This window comes from Trichocoleus sp. FACHB-6, from assembly GCF_014695815.1.
GTDB lineage: Bacteria > Cyanobacteriota > Cyanobacteriia > Cyanobacteriales > FACHB-T130 > Funiculus > Funiculus sociatus.
In genome coordinates this window covers 17,807-32,752 of the sequence record NZ_JACJOY010000121.1, presented here as the reverse complement: position 1 = coordinate 32,752, position 14,946 = coordinate 17,807, and the positions used below count along the sequence as shown (strand labels likewise).

Sequence of the window (14,946 nt, the reverse complement as noted above, 5' to 3'; positions counted from 1 at the left end):
ATTCCTTACTAATTTATCTAGATGACTGTATTAATAGTCGGTGCCACCGGCACCTTAGGAAGACAGGTGGCTCGTCGGGCAATAGAAGAGGGCTATCAAGTACGCTGTATGGTACGGAGTGCTAAAAAAGCCGCATTCTTAAAAGAATGGGGCGCTGAACTTGTACCAGGCAACCTCTGCGAACCTGAAACCCTCAAAGCTGCCCTCAGCGGAGTAAACGCTGTGATTGATGCAGCAACTTCTCGCCCCACCGACTCCCTGAGTATGAGACAGGTAGACTGGGATGGCAAAGTCGCACTGATTCAAGCAGCAGCGGCAGGGGGTATTGAGCGTTTTATCTTCTTCTCAATTTTGGATGCCGAAAAGTACCCCAATGTGCCGCTGATGGAAATCAAGCGGTGTACAGAACTTTTTTTAGCCCAATCAGGATTAAATTACACAATTTTGCGACCAAGCGGCTTTATGCAAGGGCTAATTGGTCAATATGCAGTGCCGATTTTGGATGGGCAAGCGGTGTGGGTGACGGGTGACACCTCTCCGATTGCCTACATGGATACTCAGGATATCGCTAAGTTTGCAGTTGCGGCTTTGCGGCTTCCGGAAACAGAAAAGAAATCTTTTCCAGTGGTCGGATCTCGTGCGTGGGGTGCATACGAAATCATCCGCTTGTGCGAACGACTTTCGGGGCGGCAGGCAAAGGTATCGCGGATGCCTCTGGGTTTACTACGTGGGGTTCGTTCCACTGCCCGCTTTTTTGAATGGGGCTGGAATTTAGCTGATAGACTAGCTTTTGCCGAAGTTTTGGCTAGTGGCAAGCCGCTAAGTTCCTCGATGGATGAAGTTTATCCTGTCTTCGGGATAGACAAAGAGGAAATCACAACCTTAGAAGCGTACCTGCAAGACTACTTTAGTCGAATTTTGAAAAAGCTTAAGGAAATAGATTACCAAACATCCAAAAATAAAAAGCAGAAGAAAAAGATGCCTTTTACATTCTGAGCTAAATTTACAGCAGTATGGTGGCATTGTCCACCATACTAATTACCAATCCCAAGTTAGTTGCTTACTTGTTAATTTTTAGTTATTAGATAACTAAAAACCAAGATAAACAAATAGCAAATAATGAACCATTACCGGACTCGAAGCGTGCCTAAAGCAGGGATTATCTACAATGACATCAAACCTGTAGCTTGTCGTGCGGCAGTGGAGTTGAAAGACAAGCTGGCGGCAGATGGTTGGGAAGTTTGCATGGCAACGGGTTCCGGTGGGATTTTGGGTTACTCTCGCCCGGGTGGTCCAGTTTGTCATACACCGATTGATTCGTTGGCTCCCCCTGGATTTGATGCCGAGATGTCCTTTGCGGTGGTGTTGGGGGGAGATGGCACAGTGTTGGCGGCATTTCGGCAAGTGGCACCCTGCGGGATTCCCTTGCTGGCGGTAAATACGGGACACATGGGTTTCTTAACTGAAGCTTATGTGAACCAGTTGCCGGCCGCCCTGGAAATGTTGAAGACTGGGGAATTTGAAATTGAACAACGGGCGATGCTGTCGGTGCAGCTGTTTCGGGATGATTGCCTGTTGTGGGAAGCGCTTTGTCTGAATGAAATGGTGATTCACCGGGAACCGTTGACGAGTATGTGCCATTTTGAGGTGGTGATAGGTCGTCATGCGCCTGTGGATATTGCGGCAGATGGTTTGATTATCTCTACTCCGACTGGTTCGACGGCTTACTCGTTGAGTGCTGGAGGGCCAGTGGTGACACCAGGGGTGCCGACTCTACAGTTGGTGCCGATTTGTCCGCATTCGCTGGCATCTAGGGCTTTGGTGTTTGCTGATAGCGAAACGGTGACAATTTTCCCAGCTAATTCTAATCCACTGGTGATGGTAGTCGATGGGAATGCAGGGTGTTATGTGTTGCCAGAAGATCGGGTACAGATGCAGCGATCGCCTTATTCGGCTCATTTCATTCGCCTGCAACCACCTGAGTTTTTCCGGATTTTGCGGGAAAAACTCGGCTGGGGTTTGCCTCACATTGCTAAACCAACATCGGTTGAGTTGCCATAAAGGCTAATAGCTAAAGGCTCAGAAAGCCTTTAGCTATTAGCCTTTAGCAAAAGTTAACATAAATAAGCCGGAAAATCTCCAGCTTTCGGTATCCCCCCTCTGATAGACTTCTAACTGGAATCGCCAGATAAAACGTCGCCAAATCAAGCACTTGGGAGGACAGTCTTCGTGGAAAATACGCTGGGATTAGAAATTATAGAGGTAGTTGAGCAAGCTGCGATCGCATCGTCCCGATGGATGGGCAAAGGCGAAAAGAACACGGCTGACCAAGTAGCCGTGGAAGCTATGCGGGAGCGGATGAACAAAATTTATATGCGGGGTCGCATTGTCATCGGCGAAGGCGAACGGGACGACGCTCCCATGTTGTATATCGGGGAAGAAGTTGGCATTTGCACCCGCGAAGATGCCAAAACTTTCTGCAACCCAGATGAATTGATGGAGATTGACATTGCCGTTGACCCTTGCGAAGGCACCAACCTGGTTGCCTACGGTCAAAATGGTTCAATGGCAGTGCTGGCGATCGCTGAAAAAGGCGGTTTGTTTGCAGCTCCTGACTTTTACATGAAAAAGCTGGCAGCGCCGCCAGTGGCACGGGGTCATGTAGATATTAACAAGTCTGCTACCCAAAACCTGAAAATTCTCTCCGAGTGCCTGAACCGCTCGATTGAGGAACTGGTGGTAGTAGTGATGGATCGTCCCCGTCACAAAGAGTTGATTCAGGAAATCCGGCAAGCTGGTGCTAGAGTGCGCCTGATCAGCGATGGTGATGTCTCTGCTGCCATCTCCTGCGCCTTCTCCGGTACTAATATCCACGCTTTGATGGGAATTGGTGCTGCACCAGAAGGCGTTATCTCAGCCGCCGCCCTGCGCTGTCTGGGTGGACACTTCCAGGGTCAATTGATCTACGATCCAGATGTGGTGAAAACAGGCTTGATTGGGGAGAGCAGAGAAAGCAACATTGCGCGACTCAACGGGATGGGTATCACAGACCCAGACAAAGTTTACAACGCTGACGAACTAGCCTCTGGCAAGACGGTTCTGTTTGCAGCTTGTGGCATCACCCCTGGAACACTCATGGAAGGTGTCCGGTTCTTCAAGGGAGGGGCAAGGACTGAAAGCCTGGTAATTTCCAGTCAGTCGCGCACGGCTCGGTTTGTGGATACTATCCATATGTTTGAAGAGCCAAAGCAGCTGCAATTGAAGTAAGACGTTAATGACTAATGGCTAATGGTTAATTACAATTAGCCATTAGTAATTAGCAATTAGTAATTAGCAATTAGTAATTAGCAATTTAGCAAATGAATATTGCAGTCGTAGGTCTTAGCCATAAGACAGCGCCAGTTGAAATTCGGGAAAAACTCAGTATTCCAGAGGCAGCGTATGAAGGTGCGATCGCCCACGTTACCAGCTACCCTCATATTCAAGAGGTAGCGATACTTAGCACCTGTAATCGTCTGGAAATCTACATCGTCGCTCAAGAGACTGAACAGGGAGTCCGGGAAGTTATCCAGTTTCTCTCGGAATACAGCAAGTTACCTATGCACCAGTTGCGGCAACATTTGTTTATGTTGCTGCACCAAGATGCTGTAATGCACTTGATGCGGGTGGCAGCTGGGTTAGATAGTCTGGTGCTAGGAGAAGGGCAAATCCTAGCTCAGGTGAAACATACTCACAAATTGGGGCAGCAATACAAGGGTATCGGCAGCATCCTGAATCGGTTGTTTAAAAGTGCGCTTACCGCTGGGAAGCGCGTCCGCACCGAAACGAGTATCGGTACTGGGGCAGTCTCGATCAGCTCGGCGGCTGTAGAATTGGCTCAAGTTAAAGCGCAGAACTTGGCAGCTTGTCGGGTGGCAATTGTCGGCGCTGGGAAAATGTCACGGCTTTTGGTGCAGCATTTAGTTGCAAAGGGAGCTGTCCACATCACAATTCTTAACCGCACTTTGGATCGGGCGCAAGAATTGGCGCGTCAGTTCCCAGAAGCACAGTTTCAACTGTATCCGCTGTCAGAAATGATGAGCGCGATCGCCCAATCGGATTTGGTGTTTACCAGTACCGCTTCTGTTGAACCGCTATTGAACCGCTCAAAGCTGGAAATTCACATAGAGGCGCATCGGTCTTTGATGATATTTGATATTTCCGTACCGCGCAATGTGGACGGGGATGTCAAGGAAATGCAGAACGTGCAGGCGTTCAATGTGGATGATTTGAAAGCGGTAGTGGCGCAAAATCACGAAAGCCGTCGCAAGATGGCAATGGAAGCGCAAGGGCTGCTAGAAGAGGAGGTGGATGCCTTTGATGTCTGGTGGCGATCGCTGGAAACTGTTCCAACCATTAGCTGTCTGCGCGACAAGATGGAAACTATCCGCGCCCAAGAGTTAGAAAAAGCTCTATCCCGCTTGGGGACTGAGTTTGCGGAAAGACATCAAGAAGTCATCGAAGCACTAACTCGCGGAATTGTTAATAAGATTCTGCACGATCCGATGGTACAGTTGCGATCGCAGCAAGATATCGAAGCCAGACGCAAAGCGATGCAATCGCTGCAAGTATTGTTTAACCTGGATGTAGGTGAACAATTTAGCTAATGGCCAATGGCTATGAACAATTAGCCATTAGCAATTAACATAATGAATCGAATTTTCCGATTAATTGTACTGCTACTGGGGGTTTGGCTAGGTTTCGATCTAGTCGCACACCTAGTAGCAGATGTTTTTTGGTTTCAGGAAGTCGGGTATTTAGCGGCGTTTCTTCTGAGGATAAAAACTCAGCTGTTGTTAGGAGCGATCGCATTTATCCTTACAGCAGGCTTTTTACTGGGCAATTTATATCTCGCCCATCGTCTCAAATATCCCAACGAGATCCCTCCAACCCTCCTTAAAAACGGGGGCTTTTCTCCCCTCTTTTTAAGAGGAGCTAGGGGGGATCAAATCTTAAGCGAATATAAGGGAGAATCCTTTTTTTCACCCAGTCCCCAGTCCCCAGCCTCCAATCCCCAATCCTCAGCACTGAAATTGCGATCACTTCTAGTAACCACCATTGCCCTCAGTTTGCTGATTGGGTTAATGTTGCTGCACTATGGTCAAATAGCCGTAAGCTATTGGCATCCAAATCTCAACTTGCCTAATATATCTCCACCCGTGCCAGTGTGGATTCAGCCAGAGTTGATTTTGGTTCAAAGTAGCAAGATACTATCTAACAGCTGGCAGATAGTTGTAGTGTTGGTAGCGACGGCGCTAGTTTTTAGTTTTCCGCAGTTTTTGGTAACAGCAATCGCTGTTGTCATAAGTTTATTTTTTGGGCTGGTTCTCTCAAGTCACTGGGCGAGAGTTTTACAGTTTTTCCATCCCATAAGTTTTAATAGCACTGACCCCTTATTTGGACGCGATATCAGCTTTTACGTATTTAATTTGCCAATTTGGGAGTTGTTGGATTTTGGGCTTTCTGGACTATTTTTGTATGGTTTGGTAGCAGTAACTTTGACATACTTAACCTCCGGGGACAGTATTAGTCAAGGCGTATTTCCGGGATTTTCTAAAGCGCAACTGCGGCATTTGTACGGACTGGGGGGATGTTTATTTAGTGCGTTGGCGCTGCATTATTGGCTGTCGCGCTATCAATTGTTGTATTCCACCAGTGGTGTTAGCTATGGTGCCAGTTACACTGATGTCGCAGTGAAGTTGCCGTTGAATACAGGTTTGAGCATTTTGGCAATAGCGATCGCGCTTTTCCTGTTTTGGCGAACAATGCAATTTAAACTAAAAATTTTAAAATTAAAATTCTTTTTAATTGCATTTTTAAGTCTTCATATTTCATTTTTTATTGTCTTACCCTTCGTAGTACAACGCTTAGTTGTTCAGCCTAACGAACTCCGCCGAGAAAGCCCTTTTATTAAACGCAGCATCACTTTCACACGTCAAGCATTCGCTCTAGATGATATTGAAGTACAAACCTTTAATCCCACAGATCAACTCACCGCAGCTGACTTGCAGAATAACAATCTAACTATTGATAATATTCGCCTTTGGGATACGCGACCACTTCTGCAAACTAATCGCCAGTTACAGCAAATCAGACTCTATTACAAATTTCCCGATGCAGATATCGATAGATATACTTTAAAAAGTGAGGTTATTGCTCCACAAACGCCCCCAACATCAAGACAACAGGTACTGATCGCCGCGCGAGAACTAGACTATACCGCCGTTCCGCAACAAGCGCAGACTTGGGTAAACGAACACCTAGTTTACACTCACGGTTACGGTTTTACCCTTTCTCCAGTAAATACAGTAGGCCCAGGCGGACTACCAGACTATTTTGTAAAAGATATTGGCACGGAGGCGGGTGAAGCTGGCACTTTAAAGACATCTAGCGAAGCAGTTCGAGCTAGTATTCCGATTGAAACGCCTCGGATTTACTACGGTGAAATTAGCAACACCTATGTAATGACATCAACAAGAGCTAGAGAGTTAGATTTTCCCAGTGGTGACGATAATGTTTACAACACTTATGATGGTCGCGGCGGTATTTCTATCGGTGCTTGGTGGCGGCGGTTGTTGTTTGCCGAGTATTTGAAAGACTGGCAAATGCTGCTTACGCGGGACTTTACGCCAGAAACTAAGTTGTTGTTTCGCCGCAATATTAATCAGAGAATTCGAGCGATCGCGCCTTTTTTGCGATACGATGGCGAACCTTATTTGGTAGCTGCTAATACTGGCGACAGCGAGACTCAAAGTTACTTGTACTGGATTGTGGATGCTTATACAACAAGCGATCGCTATCCCTACTCAGATCCAGGCAAGTATGACTTTAACTATATGCGGAATTCCGTCAAAGTTGTTATCGATGCTTACAACGGTTCTGCTAACTTCTACATTGCCGATCCCAACGACCCAATTATTAATAGCTGGAGTGCCATCTTTCCGGGACTCTTCAAACCCTTAAACGAGATGCCAGCTACCTTACGCAGTCATATTCGTTATCCGATGGACTTTTTCACCACCCAATCGGAACGATTACTAACATATCACATGACAGACCAGCAGGTGTTCTACAACCGCGAAGATCAGTGGCGGATTCCGATGGAAATTTACGCCGCCGAACAGCAAGCAGTAGAACCCTACTTTCTAATTATGAGACTGCCAACAGCCGAAGAAGAAGAATTTATCCTGCTGTTACCCTTCACTCCCATACAACGCAATAACTTAATTGCTTGGTTAGCGGCGCGTTCCGATGGTGATAACTACGGTAAGCTGTTACTCTACCAATTTCCTAAGCAGGAATTAATCTATGGAACCGAGCAAATTGAAGCGTTGATTAACCAAGATCCGGTTATTTCCCAACAGATTTCTCTGTGGACTCGTCAAGGTTCAAGAGCAATTCAAGGAAATTTATTGGTCATTCCAATTGAAGAATCGCTGCTTTATGTTGAACCTCTTTATTTAGAAGCAGAAAGAAATAGTTTACCAACTTTAGTGCGCGTAATTGTTGCCTATGAAAACCGCATCATCATGGCAGAAACTCTCGAGCAAGCACTCCAGGCTATCTTCCAACCAGAAACCCCGTCAAGTCCTCCCATTATCCGTCCAGTGGAGGAACCAGCTTTATAGCGCCAAAGACACCAGCAGCGATTTCTACCTAGAGTACGGTATCGGACAGAACAACGATTTTCAAAACTCTATACTAAATAGTAAAGGCTAGCGTAAAGGTGCAATAAGTCTGTTGCTCTTGATACGCGATCGCTACTACTACAACAAGTTAAAAAAGTCGCTATTGAAGTAGATGTACGCAGACAGAACGGAAATTGAGGATGCCGTAGAGCTTTTGCAAGAGCAAGTAGAAAGCTTAAAGCAAGAGCTGCATTACAAAGAGTTAGAACTGCAACAGATACAGCAAGAATTGATTTTTACAAATCAGGAGCTATGTGCCGTACTCACAGTAAAGCAGCTAACTCTTGATGAGGCTAAGGAATTAGCTAAAAACATTTTGGCAAGCCAGAATATTACTGGCGAATCTCTCTGTGAACTCCTCAGTGCTATCTATGGTACTCCAGTCAAAGCCGATGAGTTGCAGCAAATAGACACAGCAAGTTCTATTACTCGTCTGACAAACGCTCACCCTAATAATGCACCTGACCCTCTCAGGGGAAGTGAACTTAGAACTAAGTTTACATCGCTGGCAGAGCAAAGTGATAAACTTCAAGCTCGATCTAACAGGCTTAGACAAAAAGCTAATGAAGTTAAGGCTCACTGTAGAAAGCTCAAAACTCAGCTTCATGAATGTGTCAAGAATGTTAGTTAGCGCTCACCCTAAAGTATGGCGCTAGACTAACTCTCGTCCGGCTACGGGTACTTTATTTTATTAAACAGCGGCTTGCAGCCGGATGAAGTACATAGCCGAAAAGCGTTGTAAAAGCCTGGGTCGGCAGGCTTTTTTTTACCCTTAACTACCTTTCGGGAAGGCGTGCCTAAAGTCGATTCGGCATTTTTTTACAGCATCTTCTCAAGAAATTGCTTAGCGCGATCGCATTCTGGATTTGTAAAGAACTTGCTAGGCGGTGAATCTTCCGCCAGCATCCCTTTATCCAAAAACAAAATTCGATTGGCAACTTCTCGCGCAAACCCCATTTCGTGGGTGACAATTGCCATTGTGATCCCAGTTTTTGTAAGGTCTTTCATCACTTCCAGCACCTCTTTCACCATTTCCGGGTCGAGTGCGGAGGTGGGTTCGTCAAACAACATGATATCAGGCTTCATTGCCAAGGAACGCGCGATCGCTACCCGCTGTTTCTGTCCCCCTGACAACTTGGAAGGATAAACATCAGCCTTTTCTGCCAAGCCAACTTTACTCAACAACTCCATTCCTTCTCGCCGCGCCTCCTCCGCTGAAACATTTTTCACCTTTTTTGGTGCATACGTCACATTAGAAAGGACAGTTTTGTGAGGGAATAAATGGAAATGTTGAAATACCATCCCGACATTTTGACGAACCTTCATAATGTCAGTTTTTTGCGAGGTAATGTCTGCTCCTTGGATGTAAATCTTACCTGAAGTTGGCACTTCTAGTAAATTCATGCACCTCAAGAAAGTGGATTTACCAGAACCCGAAGGCCCAATAACTGCCACAACTTCCCCGTGTCCAATCTCAGTAGAAATTCCTTGCAAAACCTTGAGGTTGCCAAAAGATTTATGCAAGTTATCAACCTTAACTGCTGCGTTGTAATCTTCGTTCGAGTGCATAACCCCCCCATGTTAAACTCATGACCATTAAATAGTAAATCGCACCTGCAAATAGCAAAGGTTCAAAGTAGATATATTGTTCTGCTCCCACAATTTGGGCGCGGCGTAACAAGTCAGTTACACCAATTGTAGAGACTAATGCTGAGTCTTTCAGTAGTGCAATACTCTCATTTACCAATGCTGGCAAAATGTTTTTTATCGCCTGTGGCAAGATAATATCCAGCATCATTGGTCTGTAGGGAACACCAAGCGATAAAGCCGCTTCCCGTTGTCCTTTATCAACTGCCAGAATACCGCCGCGAATTGTCTCAGAAATGTAAGCGCCTGAGTTGAGAGTAAAAGTAATTACACCTGCTAACAAGGCGGGAATATTGTAGCCAATCAATTGAGGCGTTGCGTAATAAACTAAAGCGATTTGCAACAGTAGTGGTGTGCCTCGAAAGATAGATGTGTAGGCTGTGGCAAACCAAACCAAAGGCTTGAAGGTAGAAATCTTAAACAACGATAGGATTGTTCCCCAGATGAATCCTAAAACTGCGGAGATGGCAGTAAATTGGAGAGTAACTAATATTCCTTTTATAATGAAAGGAATCCGGGGCGTTATCTTAGCAAAAGCTAAGCTGGAACTACTCGCTGGTGTTTCGGTTTTCCCGTTATTTTCAAACCACTTTGTTACCAACTTGTCTATTTCCCCGTTCTGCTTCATTTCTGCCAGAACGCGGTTGAAGTCATTGACTAGAGGCGAACCTTTGGCGAAAGCGATCGCACTCCCTGCTTCTCCAGTATTGGGAACAGTATTAAATTCCAAATCTGGGTTATTGGCGATAAAGCCTTTGGCGATCGTATCTTCAATAATTGCAGCGTCGATACGATTTGATTTAACTTCTTGGATGATCTCCCCAGTCTTGTTTAGTGCGACAAGATTTGCGCCTTTTATTTCTTTAGCAGCTTTTTCTTGAGTTGAACCCAATTGAACGCCGACTTTTTTCCCGGCTAAACTTTCAGGTGTAGTTAGGTTGCTACCTTTTTGGGCAACAATTGTATTTTTGGCTTCATAGTAAATATTGGAAAAATCTACATTTTGTCTCCGTTCTGCTGTCGGTGTCATTCCAGCCATCGCAAAGTCAGCCCGACCTGATTGCACAGCAGGAATTATGCCGCTGAAATCTGTATCTTTAATATCGAGTTGAAACCCTAACTCTTTGGCAATATAGTTGGCAATATCTACGTCAAAACCAACAATATCAGCGCTACCACTAGCAGTATCTCGAAATTCATAAGGTGGATAGTCCGCTGACGTGACCATCACAAATTTTTTACCTTGATATTGGGGCGATTGTCCTAAGACGCGATCGCTTCTCCAACCTCCAAAAACCAAACTTATCGTCAGCGCGACAGAAAATAGGATAAAGAAGAGCCATTTCCTTTTTGGCATGGCTAGGAATTCCTTAATAGTTTTGATTATCAACATTTAACACTTAAACTATAGGATGATTTCTACTATCTTAAGGATGAGATTTTATTAACAAAAAGTTACATATTCATAAGTAGAAAGGGCGAATAGAATTCACATCTACACAGACTAAACTCGCCTTCGCGGGTTTCAAAAGTCCGCGTTAGCGCATAGGCGGACTTTATTTGTGTAGCCGCGAATTCTATTCGCCAGGTATATTTTTATCCTAAAAAACGAAACTTGTTCTCACCACACCAATCACAGCATCAGGATTTCGATCGTCATGATTAGGCGCTGTTAGCCAAAAGAAACCAGGAGTAATCGAAATATTTTCTGTTAACTGATATCTGTAAAAAGCTTCGATGTGATATCCCGTATCGCGATCGCTTCTTTGTCCGGGAGGTAAACCAATAGCCTGCGCTAAAGCACTATTGCTAGTACCAGTTAACTTAGGCTGCATCCCTAACACGATACCGCCCAAATTTCCCTTTTTCCCCAAATCAGGAAAAGCCAACGTCACTGCATAGTTCCAGACATCTGCATCCCCCTTGATATTACCAAGAGCGCGGGCGGCAGTATAACCCACCCAGCCGCCGAGTTCAAAGCGGGGACTGAAGCGGTAATTAACTTGTGCGCCGTAACCGTTACCCACCACGGGATTACCATCAGGATCGGTGAGATCGATGACTTTGGCGGCGTTGCTACCTGCAAGAGTATCGACACCAAAAGCTTGAGAAAAAGAGTTAAGGTAAAGCAACCCAACTTTCAAGCGATCGCCACTATAAACCAATTGGGCAAAAGCACTGTAACCACCATTAAATATACCTGAATCTCTGCCTGGGTTACTAGGCCCATTAGGCGCGTCTTCACCAAAGTAACCAACGTCTAAACTGATGGCTTTGCTAAGGGCATAATTTGCCGCAATACCTGCTCGATTTCCCAGTGGAAAATACACAGGATTGACTTGACCAAAATTAGAAATAGCACCAGTAGACGTGTCGATAAAAGGAGTAATTGTATCCGTAACATACGACGGATCAATTGACCCAGCTTCCAGATAAATTCTTAGTTTATCTCCCACTGGAAAGCGATACTCTAGCTGGCTGATTCTGGCATCATTATTTTGAGATACGCTACTAGGAGTAAAGCGAGTTTCGCCTGTTAAACCTGGATCTGGCCCTCCGCCAAATGTTGCCCCTGTGTCAAACTGTCTCAAATTAGTTATTTGAAAACGAGTTCTTAAACGGTCTTTTCCAGTGAAACTTGTATTAAAATCGATGCGAGTTCGATGACCGATAGTAGCATTGTTTACGTCGCTAGCATTCTCACCAAAAGCAGCGCCAGTATAGGTTATTACTTCACCGCCTAGTTTAGTAGTTGTGGAAAATTGGTTAGCTTCTATTTCGTTGGTTCTAGCTTCCAGCACATCGACTCGACCGCGTAGTGTTGCCAGTTCTGTGCTAAATTCATCAATCAGCCTTTGCAGCGTAGCTAAATCTTCTTTGGTGACAAAATCTGCGGTACTGGCGGCAATTAATTTCTCAATTTGCGTCAAACAAGCGTTTACCCCAGCGGCAAATTCATAGCGACTCAAAGCGCGATTCCCGCGAAAAGTGCCATCAGGATATCCTGCAATACAGCCGTAACGTTCCACAAGACTTCGCAATGCTTCATAAGCCCAATCTGTCGGCGTTACATCCCGCAACTGCGACATATTGGTAACTTGATCCATCGTATCCGTATCTTTCTCGGACGGGGAAACTGATTGATTATCATCGCTGTACTGATTAATTTGTTCTAGAGAAGTGTCTATTTCTAAAGAATCTGTGGTTTGACCAGTAGCTTTTGCTTGGGTAAAATTGACAATTAGCAACGTGTTGACTAGGGCAGCTATACCAAAAGGTATCTTCCCACAAAGTTTCCGCATAGTCTCTCCTGACACCTAAGTAGTGCATTGATGGATAAATTAAACCCTTAATGCAAAAGCTTAGAATATTTCTCACCCGTCGGTCTAAATTAGTATGAATCTACATTTAAAGCACGTTCATACGTTGTTATTCTTTATACCGAATTTAGTACAATTATTATAAATATTACATATTATATTTTTTCCAATATATAGGCACATTCTTCAATCAATATTTATTAATTTTTAAAATAGTTAAATTTCAGCCATAAGATAGATGAAAGAAAAATAAATATATAATGAAAAAAGGCAAAAGAAAGACGAATTAGATATAGCAATCCTAAATGATTCGTTAACCATTGTAGGGACACGGCACTGCCGTTTCCTTACGCCAGGGTCAATAATCGTTCACAAGTTAAATAGGATTACTATAAAACAATAGAAACATAGTAAATAATCTTCTTTCTTTTGCCTTCCCAAAAGGCTTACTGCCCCAAATAAGCTTCTAAAACTTCTGAGTTGCGCTGAATTTCTATCGGAGTACCTACAGCAAGATTGCGACCTTCCGCGAGAACCCAAACGCGATCGCATAGTGACATAATCACGTCCATATTGTGTTCAATAATCAAAAACGTCATCCCCTCGCGATTCCATTGGGTAATGTACTCGCAGATTTGATTAATCAACGTCGGATTCACCCCCGCCGCTGGTTCATCCAACAAAATCAACTTCGGCTGAGTCATCAGCGCCCGCGCCATTTCTAGCAGTTTGCGTTGTCCGCCAGACAGCGCCCCTGCGTAGTCCTGCGCCTTCGCAGCCAAACCCACAGATTCCAACATACTCATCGCCCGTTCCCGCAGTTGCTTTTCTTCTTTAACAACCAGATGCGGCTGAAGCCAGACATTCCAAAAGTTCTCCCCAGTTTGCTTCTGCGCCCCTAAGAGCATATTTTCCATCACCGTCAGCCGCGACAGCACCCGCGCTACCTGAAACGTGCGAACCATCCCCATCTGGGCAATTTGATAAGGCTGTAAGTGTTCAATAGGTTCGCCGTCAAAAATGGTTCGCCCTTTATCTGGGCGAATAAAATTAGACAAAAGGTTGAAAAGAGTAGTTTTGCCAGCACCATTCGGGCCAATCAGCCCAGTGATGCTACCTTGAGCTACACTAATTTCGGCATTATTCACCGCCCGGACTCCGCCGAAGCTTTTGTACAATCCAGTAGCGGCCAGCAAAGATATTTCTGTTTGGGGTTTTTGGTATTCTTCCACCACATCCGAACTGTTTTCGACATGGTGGGTGCTACCGTTTAAAGAATCATCAGAAAGTGAATTGGGCGGAATGTGAGAATTATTTGCCAAGGGTCAATTCCTCTTTTTTTCCCAAGATACCTTGCGGTCGCCAAATCATCAGCAACATTAGGATTAAACCAATCAGCATAATTCGCAACGCCCCCAAACGCGCACTATCGAGGTTAACAAGTCCGGGAAGGATAAAGCGAGTTGCCTCGAAATATGCCGAGAAAATAATTGCTCCTAGTATAGTACCTAGATTGCTACCAGCACCGCCCAAAACCACGATTGTCCAAGCGTTGAAAGTAATTAGAGGCTCAAAGTTAGTCGGGTAAACTGTTTTCAGATACCAAGCATAGAACGAACCAGCGACACCCGCGATCGCGCCCCCCAACATAAACGCTTGCAACTTATACCAAAAAACATTCTTTCCCAACGCTTTCGGTATTTGCTCATCTTCCCGGATAGCTTTCAGCACTCGACCCCAAGGCGATCGCACCAACCTCTCCAGCAGCCAAAACGTCAGCCCTAACACCAACAGGGACAACACCATCAACCCAATATTCAAATCCAGTGGCAGAGAATCTAGTGGCAGCGCATACCCCGATCTTCCTACTGAAGTACGAGCTTGCACCCCAAAGCTGCCAAAAGTCAACTCCTCCTCATTCAGCGCCACCAGACGCAGCAACTCGGCAACCCCAATAGTAACAATCGCCAGGTAATCCTCCCGCAACCGCAGCGTCGATAAACCAATCAACAGACCCAACAGCGCCGCCACAGCTGCACCAATCAAAACCGCAAAAATCAGCGGTACGCCTTTCATACTCAACAATACTGTGGTATATGCACCAACAGTCATAAAGGCAACGTGTCCAAAATTAATCAGCCCCGTAAAGCCCCACTGTAAATTTAACCCCAGGCTAAACAGCGCAAAGGTCGCAGTAAAAGTTACCAAAAAAATTAGATAGCCAATCATGTCACGCTTGTGAAACGTAATGA

General features: G+C 45.1%; 11 protein-coding genes. 6 read left to right on the top strand and 5 right to left on the bottom strand.

All coding sequences use genetic code 11. From position 1 onward, the window contains the following. Nucleotides 1–21 precede the first annotated feature (21 nt). The 6 genes from H6F66_RS24515 to H6F66_RS24490 all read left to right on the top strand — a co-directional run bounded on the left by H6F66_RS24515 (nt 22) and on the right by H6F66_RS24490 (nt 8,358). Nucleotides 22–996: an SDR family oxidoreductase gene (locus tag H6F66_RS24515; protein ID WP_190426943.1), complete on the top strand. Its 975-nt coding sequence runs from the start codon at nt 22–24 to the stop codon at nt 994–996. A gap of 147 nt (nt 997–1,143) precedes the next feature. Next, nucleotides 1,144–2,061: an NAD(+) kinase gene (locus tag H6F66_RS24510; protein ID WP_190426940.1), complete on the top strand. Its 918-nt coding sequence runs from the start codon at nt 1,144–1,146 to the stop codon at nt 2,059–2,061. A 168-nt stretch (nt 2,062–2,229) separates the two neighbouring features. Continuing rightward, nucleotides 2,230–3,267, top strand: coding sequence for a class II fructose-bisphosphatase (glpX, locus tag H6F66_RS24505; protein WP_190426937.1), 1,038 nt, complete (start codon nt 2,230–2,232; stop codon nt 3,265–3,267). 92 nt (nt 3,268–3,359) lie between these two features. Beyond that, the gene (locus tag H6F66_RS24500; RefSeq protein WP_190426921.1) at nt 3,360–4,646 is read left to right on the top strand and encodes a glutamyl-tRNA reductase; all 1,287 of its coding nucleotides are present in this window, start codon (nt 3,360–3,362) and stop codon (nt 4,644–4,646) included. Nucleotides 4,647–4,688: 42 nt separating this feature from the next. After that, nucleotides 4,689–7,667, top strand: a complete 2,979-nt coding sequence (locus H6F66_RS24495; RefSeq protein WP_190426918.1) for a UPF0182 family protein — start codon at nt 4,689–4,691, stop codon at nt 7,665–7,667. A gap of 172 nt (nt 7,668–7,839) precedes the next feature. Then, nucleotides 7,840–8,358 carry a hypothetical protein gene (locus H6F66_RS24490; RefSeq protein WP_190426915.1) on the top strand — a complete coding sequence of 173 codons (519 nt, stop codon included), beginning with the start codon at nt 7,840–7,842 and terminating at the stop codon, nt 8,356–8,358. Between the two features lie 188 nt (nt 8,359–8,546). Here the strand turns inward: H6F66_RS24490 and H6F66_RS24485 are convergent, their stop codons facing one another. From H6F66_RS24485 to H6F66_RS24465, 5 genes are all read right to left on the bottom strand, one after another. Further along, entirely contained in the window at nt 8,547–9,296 is a 750-nt protein-coding gene (locus tag H6F66_RS24485) for an amino acid ABC transporter ATP-binding protein (RefSeq protein WP_190426912.1), read from the bottom strand. After that, entirely contained in the window at nt 9,262–10,731 is a 1,470-nt protein-coding gene (locus tag H6F66_RS24480) for an ABC transporter substrate-binding protein/permease (protein WP_190426909.1), read from the bottom strand. Before H6F66_RS24480 ends, H6F66_RS24485 begins: the two co-directional genes overlap by 35 nt. A gap of 244 nt (nt 10,732–10,975) precedes the next feature. Further along, nucleotides 10,976–12,676 carry an iron uptake porin gene (locus tag H6F66_RS24475; RefSeq protein ID WP_199295099.1) on the bottom strand — a complete coding sequence of 567 codons (1,701 nt, stop codon included), beginning with the start codon at nt 12,674–12,676 and terminating at the stop codon, nt 10,976–10,978. A 464-nt stretch (nt 12,677–13,140) separates the two neighbouring features. Further along, nucleotides 13,141–13,926, bottom strand: a complete 786-nt coding sequence (locus H6F66_RS24470) for an ABC transporter ATP-binding protein (RefSeq protein ID WP_313930670.1) — start codon at nt 13,924–13,926, stop codon at nt 13,141–13,143. Nucleotides 13,927–14,005: 79 nt separating this feature from the next. Continuing rightward, entirely contained in the window at nt 14,006–14,923 is a 918-nt protein-coding gene (locus H6F66_RS24465) for a branched-chain amino acid ABC transporter permease (protein ID WP_190426902.1), read from the bottom strand. Nucleotides 14,924–14,946: the final 23 nt, after the last annotated feature.

Coding starts and splice junctions, on each gene's coding strand:
- H6F66_RS24515 (WP_190426943.1), top strand. CDS start 22: ATGACTGTATTAATAGTCGGTGCCACCGGCACCTTAGGAAGACAGGTG.
- H6F66_RS24480 (WP_190426909.1), bottom strand. CDS start 10,731: ATGCCAAAAAGGAAATGGCTCTTCTTTATCCTATTTTCTGTCGCGCTG.
- H6F66_RS24500 (WP_190426921.1), top strand. CDS start 3,360: ATGAATATTGCAGTCGTAGGTCTTAGCCATAAGACAGCGCCAGTTGAA.
- H6F66_RS24475 (WP_199295099.1), bottom strand. CDS start 12,676: ATGCGGAAACTTTGTGGGAAGATACCTTTTGGTATAGCTGCCCTAGTC.
- H6F66_RS24495 (WP_190426918.1), top strand. CDS start 4,689: ATGAATCGAATTTTCCGATTAATTGTACTGCTACTGGGGGTTTGGCTA.
- H6F66_RS24490 (WP_190426915.1), top strand. CDS start 7,840: ATGTACGCAGACAGAACGGAAATTGAGGATGCCGTAGAGCTTTTGCAA.
- H6F66_RS24465 (WP_190426902.1), bottom strand. CDS start 14,923: ATGATTGGCTATCTAATTTTTTTGGTAACTTTTACTGCGACCTTTGCG.
- H6F66_RS24485 (WP_190426912.1), bottom strand. CDS start 9,296: ATGCACTCGAACGAAGATTACAACGCAGCAGTTAAGGTTGATAACTTG.